The organism is Streptomyces sp. SAI-135 (assembly GCF_029893805.1).
Lineage (GTDB): Bacteria > Actinomycetota > Actinomycetes > Streptomycetales > Streptomycetaceae > Streptomyces.
In genome coordinates, this window is the sequence record NZ_JARXYP010000002.1 from 1,401,365 (window position 1) to 1,421,215 (window position 19,851).

20 protein-coding genes and 3 pseudogenes are annotated in these 19,851 nt (G+C 73.5%); 14 read left to right on the forward strand and 9 right to left on the reverse strand.

Annotated features, from left to right (window positions below; genetic code table 11):
- Positions 1-50 precede the first annotated feature (50 nt).
- The 6 genes and pseudogenes from M2163_RS10705 to M2163_RS10730 form a co-directional block, all read right to left on the reverse strand.
- Positions 51-839, reverse strand: a complete 789-nt coding sequence (locus M2163_RS10705) for a DUF427 domain-containing protein (RefSeq protein WP_280893850.1) — start codon at positions 837-839, stop codon at positions 51-53.
- Between the two features lie 31 nt (positions 840-870).
- Positions 871-2,067 (reverse strand): cysteine desulfurase-like protein, encoded by a 1,197-nt coding sequence (locus M2163_RS10710; RefSeq protein WP_280893851.1) that lies wholly within the window; start codon positions 2,065-2,067, stop codon positions 871-873.
- 42 nt (positions 2,068-2,109) lie between these two features.
- A complete protein-coding gene (locus M2163_RS10715) occupies positions 2,110-2,241 on the reverse strand; it encodes a hypothetical protein (RefSeq protein ID WP_280853012.1) in 132 nt (43 codons plus the stop codon).
- 42 nt (positions 2,242-2,283) lie between these two features.
- Positions 2,284-2,394 (reverse strand): annotated as a pseudogene (locus M2163_RS10720) (MerR family transcriptional regulator); the annotation flags it as partial.
- Positions 2,395-2,489: 95 nt separating this feature from the next.
- Positions 2,490-2,600: pseudogene (locus M2163_RS10725) on the reverse strand (MerR family transcriptional regulator); the annotation flags it as partial.
- A 95-nt stretch (positions 2,601-2,695) separates the two neighbouring features.
- Complete coding sequence (locus M2163_RS10730) at positions 2,696-3,064, reverse strand: MerR family transcriptional regulator (RefSeq protein WP_280853011.1); 369 nt, start codon at positions 3,062-3,064, stop codon at positions 2,696-2,698.
- Positions 3,065-3,164: 100 nt separating this feature from the next.
- On the opposite strand from M2163_RS10730, the gene M2163_RS10735 reads away from it, so the two are divergent.
- The 3 genes from M2163_RS10735 (at position 3,165) to M2163_RS10745 (ending at position 6,345) form a co-directional block, all read left to right on the forward strand.
- Positions 3,165-4,238 (forward strand): alkene reductase, encoded by a 1,074-nt coding sequence (locus M2163_RS10735; protein ID WP_280893852.1) that lies wholly within the window; start codon positions 3,165-3,167, stop codon positions 4,236-4,238.
- 74 nt (positions 4,239-4,312) lie between these two features.
- The gene (locus M2163_RS10740; protein WP_280853009.1) at positions 4,313-5,572 is read left to right on the forward strand and encodes a glycosyltransferase family 4 protein; all 1,260 of its coding nucleotides are present in this window, start codon (positions 4,313-4,315) and stop codon (positions 5,570-5,572) included.
- Positions 5,569-6,345, forward strand: a complete 777-nt coding sequence (locus tag M2163_RS10745; protein ID WP_280853008.1) for a hypothetical protein — start codon at positions 5,569-5,571, stop codon at positions 6,343-6,345. The genes M2163_RS10740 and M2163_RS10745 overlap by 4 nt, the downstream gene beginning before the upstream one ends.
- 22 nt (positions 6,346-6,367) lie before the next feature.
- Here the strand turns inward: M2163_RS10745 and M2163_RS10750 are convergent, their stop codons facing one another.
- Together M2163_RS10750 and M2163_RS46610 are read right to left on the reverse strand one after the other, a co-directional pair.
- Positions 6,368-6,751, reverse strand: a complete 384-nt coding sequence (locus M2163_RS10750) for a cytochrome P450 (RefSeq protein ID WP_348542165.1) — start codon at positions 6,749-6,751, stop codon at positions 6,368-6,370.
- Positions 6,690-7,724, reverse strand: a pseudogene (locus M2163_RS46610) (hypothetical protein); the annotation flags it as partial. The gene M2163_RS10750 and the pseudogene M2163_RS46610, both read right to left, overlap by 62 nt.
- Between M2163_RS46610 and M2163_RS10760 the strand changes: the two are divergent.
- From M2163_RS10760 to M2163_RS10790, 7 genes are all read left to right on the forward strand, one after another.
- On the forward strand, positions 7,645-9,003 hold the full coding sequence (locus M2163_RS10760; RefSeq protein WP_280893853.1) for a hypothetical protein: 1,359 nt from the start codon (positions 7,645-7,647) through the stop codon (positions 9,001-9,003). The pseudogene M2163_RS46610 and the gene M2163_RS10760 overlap by 80 nt on opposite strands.
- 152 nt (positions 9,004-9,155) lie before the next feature.
- Complete coding sequence (locus M2163_RS10765) at positions 9,156-10,382, forward strand: MoxR family ATPase (RefSeq protein WP_280893854.1); 1,227 nt, start codon at positions 9,156-9,158, stop codon at positions 10,380-10,382.
- On the forward strand, positions 10,379-11,644 hold the full coding sequence (locus tag M2163_RS10770) for a VWA-like domain-containing protein (RefSeq protein ID WP_280893855.1): 1,266 nt from the start codon (positions 10,379-10,381) through the stop codon (positions 11,642-11,644). Before M2163_RS10765 ends, M2163_RS10770 begins: the two co-directional genes overlap by 4 nt.
- Before the next feature lie 98 nt (positions 11,645-11,742).
- Positions 11,743-12,642 carry an amidohydrolase family protein gene (locus M2163_RS10775; RefSeq protein WP_280853003.1) on the forward strand — a complete coding sequence of 300 codons (900 nt, stop codon included), beginning with the start codon at positions 11,743-11,745 and terminating at the stop codon, positions 12,640-12,642.
- A gap of 132 nt (positions 12,643-12,774) precedes the next feature.
- A complete protein-coding gene (locus M2163_RS10780; protein WP_280893856.1) occupies positions 12,775-13,713 on the forward strand; it encodes a zinc ABC transporter substrate-binding protein in 939 nt (312 codons plus the stop codon).
- Positions 13,710-14,510: a metal ABC transporter ATP-binding protein gene (locus M2163_RS10785; protein ID WP_280893857.1), complete on the forward strand. Its 801-nt coding sequence runs from the start codon at positions 13,710-13,712 to the stop codon at positions 14,508-14,510. Before M2163_RS10780 ends, M2163_RS10785 begins: the two co-directional genes overlap by 4 nt.
- On the forward strand, positions 14,507-15,376 hold the full coding sequence (locus M2163_RS10790) for a metal ABC transporter permease (protein WP_280853000.1): 870 nt from the start codon (positions 14,507-14,509) through the stop codon (positions 15,374-15,376). The genes M2163_RS10785 and M2163_RS10790 overlap by 4 nt, the downstream gene beginning before the upstream one ends.
- A 10-nt stretch (positions 15,377-15,386) precedes the next feature.
- On the opposite strand, the gene M2163_RS10795 is transcribed toward M2163_RS10790, so the two are convergent.
- Positions 15,387-16,163: an AraC family transcriptional regulator gene (locus M2163_RS10795; RefSeq protein ID WP_280852999.1), complete on the reverse strand. Its 777-nt coding sequence runs from the start codon at positions 16,161-16,163 to the stop codon at positions 15,387-15,389.
- Positions 16,164-16,233: 70 nt separating this feature from the next.
- On the opposite strand from M2163_RS10795, the gene M2163_RS10800 reads away from it, so the two are divergent.
- From M2163_RS10800 to M2163_RS10815, 4 genes are all read left to right on the forward strand, one after another.
- Positions 16,234-17,055 (forward strand): phytanoyl-CoA dioxygenase family protein, encoded by an 822-nt coding sequence (locus tag M2163_RS10800; RefSeq protein WP_280893858.1) that lies wholly within the window; start codon positions 16,234-16,236, stop codon positions 17,053-17,055.
- A gap of 2 nt (positions 17,056-17,057) precedes the next feature.
- Positions 17,058-17,348 carry a hypothetical protein gene (locus M2163_RS10805; RefSeq protein WP_280854267.1) on the forward strand — a complete coding sequence of 97 codons (291 nt, stop codon included), beginning with the start codon at positions 17,058-17,060 and terminating at the stop codon, positions 17,346-17,348.
- 92 nt (positions 17,349-17,440) lie between these two features.
- Positions 17,441-19,198: a SpoIIE family protein phosphatase gene (locus M2163_RS10810; protein WP_280893859.1), complete on the forward strand. Its 1,758-nt coding sequence runs from the start codon at positions 17,441-17,443 to the stop codon at positions 19,196-19,198.
- 243 nt (positions 19,199-19,441) lie between these two features.
- Entirely contained in the window at positions 19,442-19,816 is a 375-nt protein-coding gene (locus tag M2163_RS10815) for a hypothetical protein (RefSeq protein ID WP_280852996.1), read from the forward strand.
- The last annotated feature ends 35 nt before the right edge of the window (positions 19,817-19,851 follow it).

The window sequence follows — 19,851 nt, forward strand, 5'->3', positions numbered from 1 at the left end:
GGTTTGGGGACGGTCTGCGCAGGTACGGCGGTTGTCGCCGCGCATCGCGATCACTTCACGGTGCCGGTGAAGGGGGTCACCGGCCGCTCCTGACGCTCTCCGTCCACGGTGATGTCGACGGCCTCGTTGTAGAAGGCGAGGAGCCCCTTGACGGCGCTCACGGCGGGGAGCGGGTCGGGGTAGCTCCAGACGATGTTCGCGTGGGCCCCCGTCGACCAGTACTGGGCGGTGCCCTTGTAGGGGCAGCCGGTGTGGTGGTCGGTGGCTTCGAGCAGGTCGAGGCGGACGTCCTCGCGCGGGAGGTAGTAGCGCGTGGGCAGACCGGTCTCGAAGAGCAGGACGGGCCGGCGGGTGTCGGCGACGAGCGTGCCGTCGATCTCGACCTGGACATGACGGCTGCTGGGCATGGCGTCGACGCGTTTGTGCGGGTCACGGGGGTGGATGAAGATCTCTTCCTCCTCCTCGTACCAGTGGTCGAGGCCGGTGCCCCGGCGCCGGAACCACGCGAAGGCGATGTGGCCGGCGAGGTCGGCGGCCGGGAAGGTCCAGGCGGCGTTCTCGACGAGTTCGCCGTCGGCCTCCAGGTCGTAGAAGACCTGTGATCCGGTGTGGGTGCCGGTCGCCGGGTTCTTCGCGGGGCGCAGCAGGTCCTCGCGGACGTCGGCGCGCGGGAAGGCGTAGAGCGGGACGGGGACGTCCGGCTCCCAGACCAGGACGGGGTGCCGGCTGTCGACGACCGTGACCTCCCCCTTGCGGCCGCGCACCCAGCGCTCGCTGGGCTCCCACAGCAGCCCTTCAGGGGTGGTCCGTACGTCTCGTGCGGTGGGGAACGTGGTCATGGGCGGGTCTCCCTTCACCTCGTCGGTGCTTTCACCTTTTCAGGAAGTCCGTCAGGCCGGTCAGGAGGCGGTCGACGTCGTCCAGGTTGTTGTAGGGGGCGAGGCCGACGCGCAGGCCGCCGGTGTCGCCGAGGCCCAGGTGCCGGGAGGCCTCGATGGTGTAGAAGGAGCCGGCCGGGGCCTGGACTCCGCGTTCGGCGAGGAATCCGTACGCGTCGGCCGTGCTGTGGTGGTCGAAGGTGAGCAGGACGGTCGGGGTGCGGTCGGCGGCGCGGGAGTGGACGGTGACGCCGTCGAGCGCGGCCAGCCCCTCGTCGATGCGGGCGCGCAGGACGTGTTCGTGGGCCTCGAGGGCGGCGAAACCGGCGGCCAGCCGCTGCCGTCGGCCGCCGGTGGCGTCCGTGTCCAGCCGGTCGGCGAGGAAGTCGACCGCCGCCGTCGTGCCGGCGAGGAACTCGTAGGGCAGCGTGCCCAGTTCGAAGCGCTCGGGGACGGCGTCGGTGGAGGGCAGGAGCTTGTCCGGGCGCAGGGTCTCCAGCAACTCCGGGCGGGCGGCGAGGACTCCGTGGTGCGGGCCGAGGAACTTGTACGGGGAGCACACGAAGAGGTCCGCGCCGAGGTCCTCCATGTCCACCAGGGAGTGGGCCGCGTGGTGGACGCCGTCCACGTACACCAGTGCGCCGACCTCGTGGGCCGCGGCGGCGATCGCGGGGATGTCGGGGCGGGTGCCGATGAGGTTGGAGGCGGCCGTGACGGCCACGAGCCGGGTGCGCGCGGACAGCACGGACCGGATCGCGTCGACCGTCAACTCGCCTGTCCGCGGGTCGAATTCGGCCCACCGGACGGTGGCACCCGACTGGATCCAGGGGCGGATGTTGGCGTCGTGGTCGAGCCGGGTGACGACCACCTCGTCGCCGGGTGCCCAGGTCTTGGCGAGGGTGCGCGAGAACTCGTAGGTGAGCTGGGTGGCGCTGCGGCCGAAGACGATCCCCGCGGGGTCGGCCCCGAGCAGGTCGGCCATGGCCCGGCGGGCCCCGGTCACGATCCGCTCGGCGTTGCGCTCCCCCAGGGTGATCCGCCCCCGGTTCGACAGGGGCTGCTCCAGGGCGTCGGCGATCGCCCGGACGACCGGCGCCGGGGTCTGGGTGCCGCCGGGGCCGTCGAAGTGGGCGGTGCCGGCGGCGAGGGCCGGGAAGTGGGAGCGGAGGGCGGCGATGTCGTACGTCACGTGGGGCTCCTTGGTCCGGCCGATCGCAATGCCCTCAGCCTGTCACGCCGCCCGCAAGGTCTCCCGGTGGGCCCGGTCCACGGCATCCTGGGTGCGGATCAGGTCCGCGAAGCACGCGACGAACCGCTCCTGCCCCTCCCGCCCCGCACCCGACACCCACCCACCCCGCACCACGTACCGCTCCCAGACCCCGGCCCGCCCCCGAACCTCAGCCCGTCACACCGCCCGCAACGTCTCCCGATGGGCCCGGTTCACGGCCATCAACCCGTCCAGGGCATCCCCGGTGCGGATCACGTCCGCCATACGCGCCACAAACCGCTCGTGCTCCACCCCGCCCCCCGCACCAGCGCCACACCCGACACCCACCCACCCCGCACCACGTACCGCTCCCAGACCCCGGCCCGCCCCCGAACCTCAGCCCGTCACACCGCCCGCAACGTCTCCCGATGGGCCCGGTTCACGGCCATCAACCCGTCCAGGGCATCCCCGGTGCGGATCACGTCCGCCATACGCGCCACAAACCGCTCGTGCTCCACCCCGCCCCCCGCACCAGCGCCACACCCGACACCCACCCACCCCGCACCACGTACCGCTCCCAGACCCCGGCCCGCCCCCGAACCTCAGCCCGTCACACCGCCCGCAACGTCTCCCGATGGGCCCGGTTCACGGCCATCAACCCGTCCAGGGCGTCCCGGGTGCGGATCAGGTCCGCGATGTGCGCCGAGAGACGGTCGCGCTCCTCGGCCATGCGCACCAGCGCGGCGTCGGACGTCTCCTCGCTGGGGGACTCGACGCACGGCAGGAGTTCGGCGATCGTGCGGCTGGACAGTCCGGCCGCGTACATCCGCTGGAGGAAGAGCACGCGCTCGACCGCGGACTCCGCGTAGTGCCGCTGCCCGCTCGCGCTGCGCGTGCTGGTGAGCAGACCCTGCTCCTCGTAGTAGCGCAGGGCCCGGACGCTGACCCCGGCCCGTGCCGACAGCTCCCCGATGCGCATGTGTTCCTCCCTGACGGACTTGACCCTCACGTCGACGTCAGGTTTTAGCGTAACCGCGTGCCCGGGACACGGGTACGACGGATCACGAAGGAGACGTGACGTGACGACGCTTTTCACCGGTTTCCAGCTGGGCGGACTGCGGCTGCCCAACCGGGTGGTCATGGCCCCGATGACCCGGGTGCGGGCCGCCGAGGGCGGGCTGGCGACACCCTCGATGGCGCGCTACTACGCCCAGCGGGCGAGCGCCGGCCTGATCGTCAGCGAGGGGGTGCAGCCGAGCCTGGTCGGGCAGTCCAATCCGGGCACACCGGGGCTGTACACCGACGAGCAGGTGGCCTCGTGGCGCCCGGTGACCGAGGCCGTGCACACCAACGGGGGCCGCATCTTCGCGCAGATCATGCACGGCGGGCGGGTCTCGCACCCCGACACCACCGGTCTGCGCCCCGTCGGCCCCTCGGCCGTACCGGCCACCGGCGGGGTGTTCACCCCCACGGGACCGCAACCCGCCCCGGTGCCGCGGGCGTTGGACACGGCGGAGGTGCCCGGGCATGCCGAGTCGTACGCCGAGGCCGCGCGCCGCGCCGTCGACGCGGGGTTCGACGGGGTGGAACTGCACGGCGCCAACGGCTACCTGATCTCGCAGTTCCTCTCCTCCAACGCCAATCTGCGCACGGACCGTTACGGCGGCTCGGTGGCCGGCCGGATCCGGTTCGCCGTGGAGGCGGCCGCCGCGACCGTGGACGCGGTGGGCGCGGAGCGGACCGGTATCCGCCTCTCGCCGGGCGGCACGTTCTGGGGAGTCGAGGAGACGGACGTGCCCGAGCTGTACACCGCGCTGCTGACCGAGCTGTCCGGGCTCCGGCTTGCCTACGTCCACCTGGAGGCCACCGCCCCGGAGGAGACCCTCCTCGCCCTGCGCCGCGTCTGGCCGGGCGCGCTCGTCATGAACCCGGTGCAGCCGATGGGCGCCAAGCAGACCGGCCGCTCCGAGGCCGACCACTGGCTCGGTCTCGGCGCCGATCTCATCAGCTTCGGCCGCGCCTTCATCGCCAACCCGGATCTGGTCGAGCGACTGCGCACCGATCTGCCGATCGCCCCCGCCGACGAGGCCACCTACTTCCAGGGCGGGGACGGCGGCTACCTCACTTATCCCGCATACCAGTACACGGCATGACGTCCGGGTGGCGGAGACACCACGAATAGGTAACGAAGGTCAACCGGAGGCAATGCCGGGTGGTCTAGTCCGACATGAAGATCTCTTTCCTGCTCCACAACGCCTACGGGATCGGAGGCACCATCACCACCACGTTCAACCTGGCCCAGGCCCTGGCCGAACGGCACGAGGTGGAGATCGTGTCCGTGCTGCGGCACCGGGAGCTGCCCAACTTCGTGCTGGATCACCGGGTTTCGCTGCGGCCACTGGTCGATCTCAGACAGGAGAAGGAGCACCCTTCACACCTGAGACCGGCGCAGGTGTTCCCGCGCTCGGAGTACCGGTACGGCCAGTACAGCGAACTGACCGACCGTCGGATAGCGGAGGCCCTCGCCACCACCGACGCGGACGCGGTGATCGGCACCCGCCCGGGGCTCAACGTCCATCTCGCGGGCCAGGCGCCGCCGCGGGTCGCCCGGATCGGGCAGGAGCACCTCACCCTGGACAACCACTCGCCCCGGCTGCGCACCGCACTGCGCCGGGCCTACCGCGGGCTCGACGTGCTCACCACGGTCACCGAGGCGGACGCGACCGCCTACCGGCGCCGGATGCGGCTGCCCGGCGTCCGGGTGGAAGCACTGCCCAACAGCGTGCCGGATCCCGCGCTGCCGGCCGCGGACGGCTCGGCCAAGGTGGTCGTCGCGGCCGGGCGGCTGGTCCGGGTGAAGCGGTTCGACCTGCTCGTCGAGGCCTTCGCGGCGGTCGCCGCCCGGCATCCGGACTGGCAGCTGCGCATCTACGGCAAGGGTGAGGAAGAGGACCGGCTGCGGCGGCTCATCACCGACCGTGGCCTGTGGAACAACGTCTTCCTCATGGGGGCCGCGGCCCCGATGGAGGCGGAGTGGGTCAAGGGCTCGATCGGGGTGGCCGCCTCCGACTTCGAACCCTTCGGCATGACCATCGTCGAGGCGATGCGCTGCGGGCTGCCCGTGGTGAGCACCGACTGTCCCCACGGGCCCGCCGAGATCATCGCGGACGGCGTCGACGGCCGGCTGGTGCCGGTCGGGGACCGGGACGCGATGGCGGCGGCCCTGCTGGAGCTGGTCGGGGACGACGAGCTGCGCCGCCGTATGAGCCGGGCGGCTGTCGAGAACGCGCGCCGGTTCGCTCCCGGTCCCGTCGTCGAACAGGCCGAACGCCTCATCGAGGAGGCCGTGTCGGCGCGGCGGGCGGGCCGGCGGGTCGTGCGGCAGCGTCAGGGCGGAACGCTGACCGCGCGGGGTTCCGCCGCCAGGGACACCGCGCTGGTCGCGGCGAGCGGCGCGCTGCGCCTCGTACGGAAGGGACGGTCATGACGACCACGCCACGCGCCGGATGCGCGATCGACGCGGAGGGCCGGATCACCTTCGAGCTGCCGGCGGCCGACGGGCACGCCCTGCTGCTGCGGCTGCGGCCGAAGAAGGGGCAGCCCGAGGACACCCTGCACGTCCTCGACCTGGAATCCGTCGGCGCGGGGCGCGCCCGGGCCGTGCTGGACGCGGATCCCGTGCTCGCGGAGGGCCGGTGGGACGTGTATCTGCTGGACGGGTCCGAGCGCACGCGGCTGCGTCCGGGGCCCCGTGACCTGCGGGTCCTGGTCGAGGGGCAGCTGGGTGAGCGCCCCGGGCCGCTGGCCGTGCGGGTCCCCTATGTCACCAAGGACGGCTACCTCGCGCTGCGGACCTGGGTGCGGCCCGCGCACGCGGAGGTCGGCCGCGTGGACGTCACGGGCGGGACGCTGGGGTTCGCGGCGCGGCTGCACGGTGCCTCGCTGCGGGACGGCGCCGAGGTGCGGCTGCGGCTGCGGCGGGGCGAGGGGGCCGTACGCACGCTTGAGCCGCTGGTCGCGGAGGACGGCCGGAGCTTCTCCTTCACGGTCGACGACGAGACGCTGGACAGCGGCGTCTGGGACCTGTACGTACGGCCCGCTCCCGGAGCCCCGATGATCCGCCTCGCGCGTCTCCTGGACGACGTGGCGGACCGCAAGCACGTCTTCGTCTATCCCGGTGCCACGGCCGGGAAGGCCGTGGTGCGGCCCTACTACACGGTCGACAACGAGCTGTCCCTGGAGGTGACCCGGACCGGCTGAGACGCGGCACGTGTGCGTGCCGTCAGCCCCAGAGCACGTGGAGCGCGGGCGGCTTGCGGAAGACCAGGCCCCGCGGGGCGGCGGGGCGGGCCGGGTCGAGACGCAGGGCGGGGAGGCGGTCGAGCAGGTGCCGCAGGGCGATGCGGGTCTCCAGGCGGGCCAGGTGGGCGGCGAGGCAGTAGTGGGGGCCGTGCGCGAAGGCCAGCTGGAGGCGGGCGTTCGCGCGGCGGACGTCGAAGCGGTCGGGGTCCGGGAAGACCTCGGGATCCCGGTTGGCGCCCGTCAGGGGAGACCGTGACGAGGTCGCCCCGGCGGATCGCGGCCGGGCCGAGCGTGAGGTCACGCGTGGCGTAGCGGTCCACGACGGCCGCACCGGGTTCCAGGCGCAGCGACTCCTCGATCGCACCGTCCAGCAGGCCGAAGTCGGCCCGCACGAGGGAGAGTTGGTCGGGGTGGCCCAGGAGGTGCAGCAGCGCGTTGGTGATCATCGCCTCGGTGGTCTCTATGCCGCCGAACATCAGCACCGCGGCGTTGGAGGCAACCTCGGGCAGCGCCAGCCGGCCGGCGGCGGAGGTCAGGAGCGAGTCGGCCCCGTCCGCGACCGTGGCCTCGACCGCCCGCCGCAGCTGTGCGTACGCCTCCGGGCCCGCGGTTCCTGCCTGACGGCCCTCCGTGAGGTCCGAGACCGACCGCACGATGGCCTCGTACCAGGAGAGCACCGTGTCCGTGTCGGCCTCCACCAGGCCGAGCGCCTCGGTGACTACGGCGACGGCGAGCGGTCCGGCGAAGGCGCGGCGCAGTTCGGCGGCGCCCGCGGGGGCGAGCGCGGTGACGAGCCGGTCGCTCTCCCTCTCGATGAACGCGGCGAACCCGTCGCGCACTGCGCGGGGGCGGAAGGGCGCGGTGAACGGCTCGCGGTGGCGGCTGTGTGCGTCGCCGTCCAGGGAGAGCATGCTCGGGCCGACGATCCGGGCGGTGGAGAAGCGGGGGTCGTCGACGGTGAAGGTCTCGGCGTCCCGCATCACGTCGAGGGCCAGATCGCGGCGGGTCACCAGCCAGCCGTTCAGCTCGGGCAGCCAGGAGACGGGTTCGTGCGCGCGCAGTGCGGCCAGGCACGGATGCGGATCACCGGCGAGTTCGGCCGCGGTGACGGCGGCGCCGAGCGGGAATCCGATCACGCTCCAGGCTAACCCGGCGGAAAACACGTGGCGGACGCGGATCGGGCGGCCTACGCTGCTCGACGATGACGACTCACACTCCTGAACGATGGGGGGTCCCGTCCGCGCAAGGTGAGCGCTGATGCTCACTTCGACCGCGAACGACGACATCCGAACGTCCTTCTGGCCGCGCGTGCGCGAGTTCGCCGTGCCGGCCTCCATGATCGAGACCGCGACCGTCCGGCGCCTCGCCGGGGACTGGGCGGGGGCGTTTGCCGCCGCGGGTTTCGACGTCGACCTCAATCTCCGTGCGGTGGCGCGCGATCACGGCCGGGACCTGGCGTCCCGGGTCCGTACCGATCTGCGCGCCCTCGCCCCCGACCTGCTGCGCTGGCACATGCCGAGGATCGCCCCGGACGGGCTGCTGCGGCCCGGCCTCACCCTGGCCCTGGCGCGGTACGACACCGTCGAGGGCCCCGTGCACCTGGTGGCCCGGACCGCACCCGCCTGGGCGGACGCCGGCCAGCGGATCAGCCTCGCGCTCTGGTCCCGTTCCGTGCCCGACGCCGTACGGCATCCGCACCCGCGCCCGAACCGGCGGTTCCGGCTGGACCTGCACCGGCATCTGTGGGACGCGTCCAGGGCCGGGGAGTTGCGGGCACGGTCGGGGGCCGGCGGGCCACCGGGACGGCAACCTCCCAGCACTGGAACGGAGTTGGCGGTTCCGGCGGCCTGTGCCGTCGACCGCTGGGGAGCCGAGGCGCGGATACTGCTCGCCGCCGAAGGCCGGGCCGGTGGCTGCCTGTCGGTGCGGTGGGGCGGGCGGCGCCGGCTGGTGCTGGAGCTCGCCGCGGACGACGGCCCGATCCGCCCCGTACCGACGCCCTCGGCCGCCGCCGTCTCCGCGCTTCCCGTCCTGCCCGATGCCGCGACCTGGGTGCCGCCCGACCTCCGGCTGCTGCGTGCCGGCGCGATCGAACCGGATCGGCTGCACCCCCTGGTGGCCGAGGCGCTGGCCCCGGACCGGGCGGCCACCGGACCGGCCCGTACCCCCGACCCGCCCGGCCGGCCGCGTGTCGTGGAGTGCCGGGGAGCCCGCCACCGGATCGGTCTGGTCGACGGGGCGCTGGCCCCGCTCGACCACGACCCGGACGAGATCCGGCGGGAGGAGCTGCTGGTCGCGCTGACCGGCACCCCGCTCCCCTGCCTCCAGGCGATCGACGAGGCACACCGCCGTCCGCACTGTCTGGACGGCGTCCGCGAACGTCTCGTGCACGGTGACACCGCCGGCGCGTTGGCCGTCGTGGAAGGACTGCTGGGGCCCGAGGCACTGCTGCGCCCCGGCCCCCTCCGGGACGAACTGGAGGCGGCCGCGCTGCGACGCGTCACCTACGGCCTGTTCAGGGCCGGGCTGACAGGGCCCGGACCCACCTGGTTCCGCCCGCGTCCGACCGGTCGCGACTCCCGGACCCGCCGCGCCCGCCCGCGGCACACGCACTGACTCCGCCACCTCGGCTTCTGAAAACCCCCCACGCGGACCCCTTCACCTCGACTCCCGGAACCCGCCCGCCCGACCAGCGCACGCACGCATACCCCTCCACCGGGGACTCCGTCCCCCTTTCCGGCCCACGCCTGGCCCACAGGTGATCACACATGCCCATGACATCCCCCGCCCCCGCCCCCGCGTCCCAACTCGACGTCGCCGCCGATCTGTTGACCCTGTTGCGCGACTCCACCACCGAACCGCGCCCCGACTCCCAGCTGGAGGCCCTCACCCTGGCCGTGGCCGCCGATCTGCCGGTCCTGCTGTGGGGTGAGCCCGGCATCGGCAAGACCGCGGCCCTGACCCAGCTCGCCGAGACCCTGGACCTGCCGCTGACCACGGTGATCGCCAGCGTGCACGAGCCCTCCGACTTCTCGGGCCTGCCCGTGGTCGGGGACGCTCCCGCCACCCAGGGCGTGCCGATGGCCCCGCCGGACTGGGCCGTGCGGCTGGTGCGGGCCGGGCGGGGGCTGCTGTTCCTGGACGAGTTGTCCACCGCGCCGCCCGCCGTCCAGGCCGCGCTGCTCAGGCTGGTCCTGGAGCGGCGCATCGGCACGCTGCGACTGCCGCCCGCGGTGCGGATCGTGGCCGCCGCCAATCCCCGGTCCTCGGCGGCCGACGGCTGGGAACTGAGCCCACCGCTGGCCAACCGGTTCGTCCATCTCCAGTGGACCCACGACCACGAGGTCGTCGTCCGCGGTCTCGGCGGGACCTGGCCGCGGGCCACCCTGCCGCGGCTCGATCCGAGCAGGTTGCGCGAGGCCGTGGAGTTCGCCCGCCGCGCGGTGTGCGGACTGCTCGCCGCGCGGCCCACGCTCGTGCACCGGCTGCCCGCCGGCGAGACCCGGCGGGGCGGTCCCTGGCCGTCGCCGCGGAGCTGGGACATGACACTGTCCCTGGTCGCGTTCGCGACCGCGGCCGGATCCGCGCGGGACGTGCTCTCCCTGCTGGTCCGGGGCACGGTGGGCGACGGCCCCGGCCTCGAGCTGCTGGCGAGCCTGGACCGGCTGGACCTGCCGGACCCGGAGGACGTGCTGGCCGATCCCGCGGGGGCTGTCCTGCCCGAGCGGGGAGACCTGCGGCAGGCCGTGCTCGACGGCGTGGTGGCGGCCGTACGCGCACGTCCTGACCGGGCCCGCTGGGACTCGGCGTGGGCGGTGCTGGCGCGGGCGCTGGAGACCGGCGCCCCGGACCTGGTGGTCGTGCCCGCGACCACGCTGGCCTCGCTGCGGCAGCAGGACTGGGACGTGCCGGAGACGATCGAGAGGCTCGCCGGGACGGTGGCGCTGTCGCGGCGGGCGGACCGGGCGGCGGTCGCCTCCGAGGCCCGGCGATGAGCGGGCCCGTCCCCGGGGAAGGGGGCCGCCTGGACCGCGAGAAGCTGTTCGCCGCCCGTCTCCACGCCGCCCGGGCTCGCCCGTACCTCGCCACCGCGCTGTTCGCCCTGCACACCGTCGAGTCGCACAGGGTGCCGACGATGGCCGTCGACCGGCACTGGCGGTGCTACGTCTCCCCGGCGTTCGTGGACCGGATGCCGGTGGAGGAGCTGGCGGGCGTGTGGGTGCACGAGGTGTCCCACCTGCTGCGCGACCACCACGGGCGCGGTGACCGCGTCGCCCGGGAGCGCGGGCTGACGGGTCTCGGTGACCGGCTGCGGATGAACATCGCCGCGGACTGCGAGATCAACGACGACGCGTACGGCGACGGACTGGTCGGGCCCGAGGGCGCCGTGCGGCCCTGGCGGCTGAAGCTGCCCGAGGGAAAGCTCATGGAGGAGTACCTGAGCGGGATCAGCCTCGGTGCGCTCCCCCTCGACCTGTCCTGGCTGGACTGCGGCAGCGGCGCCGACGGCCTGGACCGCCCGTGGGACCTGGGCCCGGAGGGGGCGGACGGGCTGAGCGAGCAGGAGCGGGACGCGGTCCGCTTCCGGGTGGCGCAGGGCATCAGGGCGCGTCCCGGGAGCGCCCCGCGGGGCTGGCGGCGGTGGGCGGAGGAGGCGTTCCATCCGCCGCAGCCGTGGCGGGACCTGCTGGGCGCGGCGCTGCGTTCGGCGGCCTCCGGGTCCGGCGCGGGCGACGACTACAGCTACGGCCGTCCCTCGCGGCGCTCCGCGGGAACGCCCGGGGTGGTGCTGCCGAGTCTGCGGCGGCGGCCGCCGCGGGTCTGCGTGATCATCGACACCTCCGGCTCGGTCAGCGACGCCGAACTGGGCAGCGCCCTGCTGGAGGTGGCCGCGATCTCCCGTGCCGTGGGTGGCCGCCGGGACCTGGTCCGTGTTCTGTCGTGCGACGCGGCGGCCGGGGTCGTGCGTCCGCTGTGCCGGGCCGAGGGCATCGCGCTGGTCGGCGGCGGGGGCACCGACCTGCGCACGGGATTCGACAAGGCGTTGCGCTCGCGGCCCCGTCCGGACGTCGTCGTGGCCCTGACCGACGGCCAGACGCCCTGGCCTGACGCACGGCCCGCCTGCCGTACGGTCGTCGGCCTGTTCCCGAGGCCCGGCAGGAGCGGGGCGCGACGCGAGAACGACCCCGAGTACGTTCCCGACACACCGCCCGCCTGGGCCCGGGTGGTGGAGATCGGCCCGGCGTCCGTCGGGTAGCGGGGCAGCCGTGGGGTGGACGCGGGGGTGGTGGGCCACGAGATCATGGGGGCAGGCGGAGTCCGGAGCACATCGGGGGCCTGGGCGGGAGGAGTGCCATGACCAATGTCGACGTGCACCAGCATCTGTGGAGCCCGGCGCTGGTGACGGCCCTGCGGGCGCGCAGCGAGCCGCCGTACCTGGACGGCTGGACGCTGTATCTGGACGGCGAGCCGCCCTACGACCTCCCGCCCGCCGACCACGACACGGCCCTGCGCGCGGAGCTCGCCGCCACCGACGGCCTGGGGCTCGCACTGGTCTCCCTCTCGGCGCCGATCGGCGTGGAGTGGCTGCCCGCGGCCGAGGCACGGCCGCTCCTCGACGCCTATCACGAGGGCGCGGCCGCACTCCCCGGGCCCTTCGGGGCGTGGGCCGCCGCGTGTGTGCGGGACGTCGACGCCAGGACGACGGCCGACTGGCTGGACGAGGGGTTCGTCGGCCTCCAGCTGCCCGCCGACGCCCTTGCGGACGCGGCCGGTTACGCCCGCTGCGCGCCCCTGCTCGACCTGCTCGAGGAGCGCGACCTCCCGCTGTTCGTCCACCCCGGACCCGCGGCCGGTGGCGCCGCGGGGCCCGGCTGGTGGCCCGCGATGGTCCCCTACGTCCAGCAGATGCACGCCGCCTGGTTCGCCTTCCGCGCCTACGGCCGGCCCCGCCACCCCCGGCTGCGGGTGTGCTTCGCGCTGCTGGCCGGGCTCGCCCCGCTGCACGGGGAGCGGTTCGCCGCGCGCGGGGGCGGCGCGGCGGAGCCGGACCCGTCGGTCTTCGTCGAGACGTCCTCGTACGGGCCGCGCGCGGTCGAGTCCGTCGTGCGGGCCCTGGGCGTGGACGCCGTGGTCCAGGGCTCGGACCGGCCGTACGCGGAACCCCCGCAGCACCCGGGCCACGGGCTCGGCGGAGCGGCGGCCTACGCCTTCCGGATCGCCAACCCCCGACGGCTGCTCACCGGCAGGACCTGACGGCGGGCCTGGCTCCGACCAGGGGCGAGTCAATTATTGGCAACGGTTTTCATCAACCGGTCACCAAGCCTGTTTACGACAATCATTTCCATCTAGCGTGAGGGGGTCGTCAGAACCGCGCTTGGAGGATCCATGTCCACGTCCCCGTCCCGCCGCACGGCGCTGCTCGTCGGCGCCTCCGTCGCCCTGCTGGCGGGCTGCGGCAGTTCCTCGGACTCCGGGAGCGACGGGAGCGCCTCCGCGGCCCCGGCCGCGGCGTCCAGGGTCGCCGTCGTCGCCTCCACCGACGTCTACGGCGACATCGTCTCGCGCATAGGCGGCGACAAGGTCTCCGTCACCTCGGTCATCACCGACCCCGACCAGGACCCGCACTCCTACGAGGCCAGCACCCAGAACCAGTTGGCGCTCTCGAAGGCGAAGGTCGTCGTCGAGAACGGCGGCGGCTACGACGACTTCGTGGACCGGATGCTGAAGAGCGGCGGCAACTCCTCCGCCGAGGTGATCAACGCGGTGAAGGTCTCCGGCAGGACCGCTCCCGAGGGCGGTGAGCTCAACGAGCACGTCTGGTACGACTTCCCGGCGGTCGCGAGGATCGCCGACCGCATCGCCGCCGCCCTCGGCAGGGCCGACCCCGCGAACGCCGACGCCTACACGAAGAACGCCGACGCCTTCAAGGCGGACCTGAAGCCGCTGGAGGCCAAGGAGGCGCAGATCAGGAAGGAGCACGGCGGAGCGGCGATCGCCGTCACCGAGCCCGTGCCGCTGTACATGACCGAGGCGAGCGGCCTGGTCGACAGGACGCCCGCCGAGTTCAGCGAGGCCATCGAGGAGGGCGACGACGTCTCCCCCAAGGTCCTGCGGGAGGCGCTCGCCCTGTTCTCCGGCAAGCAGGTCGAGGCACTGGTCTACAACGAACAGACCTCCGGCCCGCAGACCGAGAAGTCCGAGCAGGCGGCCGAGGCGGCGGGCATCCCCGTGGTCCCGGTGACGGAGACCCTGCCCAGCGGCAAGAACTACCTCACGTGGATGACCGGCAACGTCGACGCGCTCGCGAACGCGCTGGCCGAGTGAGCTCCGTCATCACCCTGCGCGCGGCCGCTCTCTCCTACGGCTCGCGTACGGTCTGGCACGACCTCGATCTCGACGTGCGGCCAGGGGAGTTCCTCGCCGTGCTCGGCCCGAACGGAGCGGGCAAGACCAGTTTCGTCCGGGCCCTGCTCGGCCGGCAGCCGCTGTCCGCCGGGGAGTTGACGGTCCTCGGCCGGGCTCCCCGGGAAGCCGCCCGGCATCTCGGTTACGTCCCCCAGCAGGCGGCCCTGTCCGCGCAGGCGCTGCTCCGCGCCCGCGACCTCGTGCGGTTCGGCATCGACGGCCACCGCTTCGGGCCCCGGCTGCGAACGGCCGCTGTACGCAGGCGCGTCGACGAGATCCTCGCCTCCGTGGGCGCCTCGGCGTACGCCGACGTGCCCGTCGGTCTGCTCTCGGGCGGCGAGCGCCAACGCGTGCGGGTCGGCCAGGCGCTGGCCACCGACCCCCGCGTCCTGCTGTGCGACGAGCCCCTGCTCTCCCTCGACCTGCACCACCAACGCGCGGTCACCGAGTTGGTGGACGCCCGGCGTCGCTCCCACGGCACGGCGGTGGTGTTCGTGACCCACGAGATCAACCCGGTGCTCGGCCTGGTGGACCGGGTGCTGTACCTGGCGCCGGGCGGCCATCGGATCGGCACCCCCGACGAGGTCCTCACCTCGACGTCCCTGTCCCGGCTGTACGGCACGCGCGTCGACGTCCTCCGGGTGCATGGCCGGGTCGTGGTGGTCGGCGCCCACGACGAACCCGCGCACCACCTGCCCGAGGAGGTCCGCTCATGAGCGTCTGGCACCAGATGTTCGACTTCGAGAACTACGGTGAACTCCTCGTCCTGGTCCGCAACTCGCTCGTCGCGGGAGCGGCCCTGGGTCTGGTCGGCGGCCTCGCCGGGGTCTTCGTCGCGATGCGCGACCTGCCGTTCGCGGTGCACGGCATCAGTGAGCTGTCCTTCGCGGGAGCCTCCGGGGCGCTGCTCCTTGGCACGAACATCGTGGCGGGCTCGATCACCGGCTCGCTCCTGGCGGCCGGCGCGATCGGGGTGCTCGGCACGCGGGCGCGGGACCGCAATGCCGTGATCGGCATCCTGATGCCGTTCGGACTGGGCCTGGGGGTGCTCTTCCTCGCCCTGTACAAGGGGCGGGCGGCGAACAAGTTCGGTCTGCTCACCGGACAGATCGTCGCCGTGGACACTCCGCAGACGACCTGGCTGCTGGTGACCTCGGCCGTGGTCCTGACCGCCCTCGCGGTGATGTGGCGACCGCTCGCGTTCGCCAGCGCCGACCCCGACGTGGCCGAGGCCCGCGGGGTGCCGGTGCGTGGGCTGTCCTTCGCCTTCATGATCGTGCTCGGCCTCGCGGTCGCCCTGTCCGTGCAGGTCGTGGGCGCCCTGCTGGTGCTCTCCCTGCTGATCACCCCGGCCGCGGCAGCCGCCCGCGTCACCGCCTCACCGGTCCTGCTGCCGCTGCTCAGCGTGGTCTTCGCCCTGGCGTCGATCGAGGGCGGCATCCTGCTGGCCCTCGGCAGCAGCGTCCCGATCAGCCCGTACGTCACGACGATCTCGTTCGCCCTCTACGCCGGCTGCGCCGCGGTCGGCAGGGGCCGGACCCGGCGCCGGGGCGCCCCGCGCACGGTTCCGGCACCGGTGTGAGACCCGCGCGCTACCCGTGCCGTTCCCGTACGGCCCGCGGGGAGGCCCCCAGCTCCCTGCGGCAGGTCTTGTTGAAGGCCTGGAGGTCGGGGATGCCGACGGTCGCCGCGATCGCCGGGATGGCCAGCGTCGAGGCGATGAGCAGGTGCCGGGCGCGTTCCATGCGGCGGCGCCGGATGTGGGCGACGACGGTGTGGCCGGTGGCCTCGCGGAACAGCCGGGTCAGATGGGTGTGCGAGACCCCGGCGGCACGGGCGATGCCGGGCACGGTGAGGGGGCCGGCCAGATGCTCCTCGATGTGGGCGATCGCCGCCCGCAGCGCGGGGTGCCGGGCCCGGTCCTCGCCGGCGCCGGCCAGGCCGGTCGTGCGCCACAGCACCGTCCACAGTTCGGCGGCGGCCCGGACCGGGGACTGCGTGCCCGCCGTGACCGTCTGCCGCAGCAGCCCGGTCAGCACCGCCGCCTCCGCGCCGGCGTCCTGCATCACCGGGACCCGGCGCCGCTCGCCGTCGCCCGGCAGCCGGAAGTGGGCGTACAGGTGCTCGCAGCGGGTGGCGTCGTAGTGGAAGTGCACCTCGGTGTCGGGCGGGACGAGGCTCACGTGTCCGGGGCGGATCGGGTGCCGGGAACCGCCGAGCTCCAGGGTGCCCGAGTAGCCGTAGAGATGGAGCTGCCACAGGCGCGGGAGCCGGAACACGTCGTGCGGGCCCGCGGAGCCGTGGACGCCGATGCCCGCGTTCTCCACGTGGGGCGGCAGGTCGAGGGCGAGGTCGACGTGGCGGGTCATGGCGGAAAATTACCAGTGGTCGTCGATTTCATCCCACGACAGCGGTGACGGTGGTTCCTACGGTTGCCGTATGTCAACCACACGACAGCTGCTGAACTCCGTCGAGGTGGCGCGGTTCGTGGCCCACGGCTTCCTGCGCCTGGACGGCATCGTGCCCCGGGAGATGAACGAGGAGGCGTTCGGGGTCTTCGCCGCCGGTCTGCCCTCCGTGCCGTACGGCACTCCCGTCCCGAAGGCGTTCCCCGAGGGCTCCTTCGCCCGCCGGCTCGTCGAACTGCCCGCCGTCGCGGGAGCGCTCGAAAGCCTGGTGGGCCCGGATCCGACCGTCGACCACCACTTCGTGCACACCCGTGAGCCTCGCGAGGGCAGCGCACAGCCGCTGCACGCCGACGCCGTCATCGATCTGCGGACCGACGCGTTCGACGTCCAGCTCATGTACTACCCGCAGGAGGTCACGGCCGAGATGGGCGGCACGCTCATCGTGCCCGGCAGCCACCTGCGCCGCACCAACGAGTCCGACACCGGCCGCTACCAGAACCTGCGCGGCCAGACCCGGCTGACCTGCCCGGCCGGGACGGTGGTCCTGCTGCACCACGGGATCTGGCACGGCGGGCGGCGCAACGACAGCGACACCGTCCGCCACATGTACAAGATCCGCTTCAACCCGACCGTGCCGCAGGTACGGCTGTGGGACACCGCGGACCTGGACGCGCCCGCCGTCCGGAAGGAACTGGAGCGCGGCTTCCCCTGGTACGAGCAGGCCACCGGCCGGCTGGAGATCCTCAACCGGATCAGGCTGTGGCGCGCCCTGTCCGGAGATCCCGCGTTCGACATCGAGTACTGGGCCACCCGTATCGCCAACCGGCCCGCCGCACCGAGGAGCCAGGCGTGACCATGTCCACCAGCACCACCACCGTGCGCCAGCAGGTTCTCGTCCTGTACCTGGACACCTCCGCGCTCGACTCGCGGGTCGTCGGCTGGGCCCGTTACGACGGCACCGGCACCACCCGCCCCACGACCGGGGACAGCGACGAGCCGCCGTACGGGACGGGCGTCGCCGCGCTGGAGGACGGCTGGCGGCTGTTCCAGGCCGCGCAGCTCGTGCCGCCGTATCCGGGGACGGAGCACGAGACGTCGTTCCTCAAGCACGAGTTCTTCTTCGAGAAGCTGGTGAGCGGCGGATGAGACGCAGCTCATAGCCTCGACACGCCGGAATATGGTCCAATACGCCATAAGTATGACGAATCGGACTCCGGATCCTCGAGGAATCACACCAGATGAGCCACCCCCGTCTGTCCGCTCGCTCCGCCCCCTTCCTGTCCTCGCGGACGCTGCGGGAGCTGTCGGAGGCGGCCCGGGCGGCGGGGACGGGGGAGGTGCTCGACGAACTGTGGACGGCCCGCCGGTTCCTGGACGGGACACCGGCGGCCGTCGCCGTCCTGGACGCGGACCTGCGCTACCTGTACCTCAACGACACTCTGGCCGAGGTCAACGGACTGCCCGTGGAGGAACACCTCGGCCGTCCCATGCCGGAGGTGGTCCCCGGCTCCGGGCCCTCGGCGGAGGTGGCCCGTGAGGTGCTGAGCACCGGACGGCCGCAGACCGTCGTGTTCGACGGCCGGGTGCCCGATCACACGGTGGACGTGCCCCGCTGGTGGCTGGGCGCCTTCCACCGGCTGGAGGCGGAGGACGGCGTGATCCTCGGGGTCGCCGCCGTCGTCATGGAGGTCACCGAGGGCATCCGGCAGCGCGAGTCGCTGCGGCGGGCCCAGGAGCGGCTGGAACTGCTGGAGGAGACCGCCACCCGGGTCGGCGGCACCCTCGACGCGGCCGAGGCCTGCCAGGCCCTGACCGACCTGCTGGTGCCGCGCTTCGCCGACTACGCGGCCGTGGACGTGCTCGACCCCGAGGGCACCCGCCGGGCGCCGGCCACCCCCGTCCCGGTGCGGCTGCGGCGCATGGCGGTGACCGCCGCTCCCGGCACGCCCGACCCGCTCAGCCCCGTGACCCGGAGCGGCGAGGTGATCTTCCACCAGGCCGGCTCGTCGATGTCCCAGGTGCTGACCGGGCACCGGCCCGTGGTGCTCAACCGGCCCGACGACGACACCGTGCGCCGGTTCGCCCCGACGCGGCAGCGGCTGGAGCGCTACCGCGCCCTGCACCTGCACTCCGTGGCCTACCTGCCCCTCATGGTCGGCGGCGAACCCGTCGGGGCGGTCATGCTCGGCCGCAGGGCGCGCTCCCCCGAGTTCGCGCCGGACGACGTCGAGCTTCTGGAACTGCTGACCGCACGGGCCGCGACGGGCATCGGGCACGCCCTGCGCTACACCCATGAGCACGAGACCGCGCTGGAGATGCAGCGCGCCTTCCTGGCCACCCCGCACACACCGGGGCCGGGCGTGGAGATCGCCAGCCGTTATCTGCCCGCCGGGCGGGGTGCGGAGGTGGGCGGCGACTGGTTCGACGCGGTGGCACTGCCCTCCGGACGCACCCTGCTGGTGGTCGGGGACGTGATGGGGCACGGGGTGCGGGCCGCCGCCGCCATGAGCGAGTACCGCTCACTGCTGCGCGCGCTGGCGCTTCAGGGGCTCGCCCCCGACCGGCTGCTCACCGAGGCGGACCGCACCGCCCACGCGCTCGACCTGGACCGCGTCGCCACCTGTGTGCTGGCCCTCCTGGATCCCGCCGCCGAGGAGGTCGTGCTGGCGACGGCCGGCCATGTCCCGCCCCTCCTGGTGAGACCGGGGGCCGCCCCCGAACTCGCCGACCTGCCCGTCGGACCTCCCCTGGGCACGGGTTCCGGCGGCCACGAGAGCCGGCACTGCGCGATGCCGCCGGGCACCCTGCTGCTGGCCTACACCGACGGGCTCGTGGAGCGGCGCGGCGAGGACATCGACACGGGGCTCGCCGCCCTCGCCGGCCTCCCCGTCACCTCCGGACACGCCCTCCCGGACATCCTCACCACCGTCGTCGACGGGCTGGCCCCGGCGAAGTCGGAGGACGACGTGACCCTGCTGGCGGCCCGCACCCACTGAGCCCGGCGGGCCCGCACCGAGGCGCCCGACCGGAGCCCGCGGGTCCGCTCCCCGCGTCATCTTCGGCCTCCCGAAGGCCAGTTGTGGTCCGGCGGACGGTCTCTTCGGTATGGCGTTCGGTCAACGGGAGGCAGTCCCGAAGACCCCCGCGTCCGGCCCCCGCCCCGCGCATACGTTCCAGGCGTCCGGCGGACGGACCCGACCACGGGCCCGCCGCGATCCACAGGAACTCTGGGAGGCACCGTGGCGAGTGTGGAAGTGTCGCTGAAGGAGATGATGGCCGGAACGGAAGGGGCGCTGGCGGCCGCGGTGGTCGACTACACCAGCGGGATGGCGCTGGGCACCCTGGGCGGCGGAAAGGACCTGGACACGACGGTTGCCGCGGCGGGCAACACCGACGTCATCCGGGCCAAGGTCCGCACCATGGAGCAGCTGGGGCTCAAGAGCAACATCGAGGACATCCTGATCACGCTCGAGAACCAGTACCACCTCATCCGCCTGGTGACCGGCCGCAACGGCAACGGGCTGTTCCTGTACCTGGTCCTCGACAAGGGCCGCTCGAACCTGGCGATGGCCCGGCACCAACTCAAGCGCGTGGAGGAGAACCTGGAGGTCTAGCCCGGCTTCCGGTCGGGACGCCGTGCGCCCACGAT

What these genes read in the sequence shown, in the direction of transcription:
- M2163_RS10705 (WP_280893850.1), bottom strand. Translation starts at nt 839, where the DNA reads ATGACCACGTTCCCCACCGCACGAGACGTACGGACCACCCCTGAAGGG.
- M2163_RS10730 (WP_280853011.1), bottom strand. Translation starts at nt 3,064, where the DNA reads ATGCGCATCGGGGAGCTGTCGGCACGGGCCGGGGTCAGCGTCCGGGCC.
- M2163_RS10740 (WP_280853009.1), top strand. Translation starts at nt 4,313, where the DNA reads ATGAAGATCTCTTTCCTGCTCCACAACGCCTACGGGATCGGAGGCACC.
- M2163_RS10745 (WP_280853008.1), top strand. Translation starts at nt 5,569, where the DNA reads ATGACGACCACGCCACGCGCCGGATGCGCGATCGACGCGGAGGGCCGG.
- M2163_RS10760 (WP_280893853.1), top strand. Translation starts at nt 7,645, where the DNA reads ATGCTCACTTCGACCGCGAACGACGACATCCGAACGTCCTTCTGGCCG.
- M2163_RS10765 (WP_280893854.1), top strand. Translation starts at nt 9,156, where the DNA reads ATGCCCATGACATCCCCCGCCCCCGCCCCCGCGTCCCAACTCGACGTC.
- M2163_RS10770 (WP_280893855.1), top strand. Translation starts at nt 10,379, where the DNA reads ATGAGCGGGCCCGTCCCCGGGGAAGGGGGCCGCCTGGACCGCGAGAAG.
- M2163_RS10775 (WP_280853003.1), top strand. Translation starts at nt 11,743, where the DNA reads ATGACCAATGTCGACGTGCACCAGCATCTGTGGAGCCCGGCGCTGGTG.
- M2163_RS10780 (WP_280893856.1), top strand. Translation starts at nt 12,775, where the DNA reads ATGTCCACGTCCCCGTCCCGCCGCACGGCGCTGCTCGTCGGCGCCTCC.
- M2163_RS10790 (WP_280853000.1), top strand. Translation starts at nt 14,507, where the DNA reads ATGAGCGTCTGGCACCAGATGTTCGACTTCGAGAACTACGGTGAACTC.
- M2163_RS10795 (WP_280852999.1), bottom strand. Translation starts at nt 16,163, where the DNA reads ATGACCCGCCACGTCGACCTCGCCCTCGACCTGCCGCCCCACGTGGAG.
- M2163_RS10800 (WP_280893858.1), top strand. Translation starts at nt 16,234, where the DNA reads ATGTCAACCACACGACAGCTGCTGAACTCCGTCGAGGTGGCGCGGTTC.
- M2163_RS10805 (WP_280854267.1), top strand. Translation starts at nt 17,058, where the DNA reads ATGTCCACCAGCACCACCACCGTGCGCCAGCAGGTTCTCGTCCTGTAC.
- M2163_RS10810 (WP_280893859.1), top strand. Translation starts at nt 17,441, where the DNA reads ATGAGCCACCCCCGTCTGTCCGCTCGCTCCGCCCCCTTCCTGTCCTCG.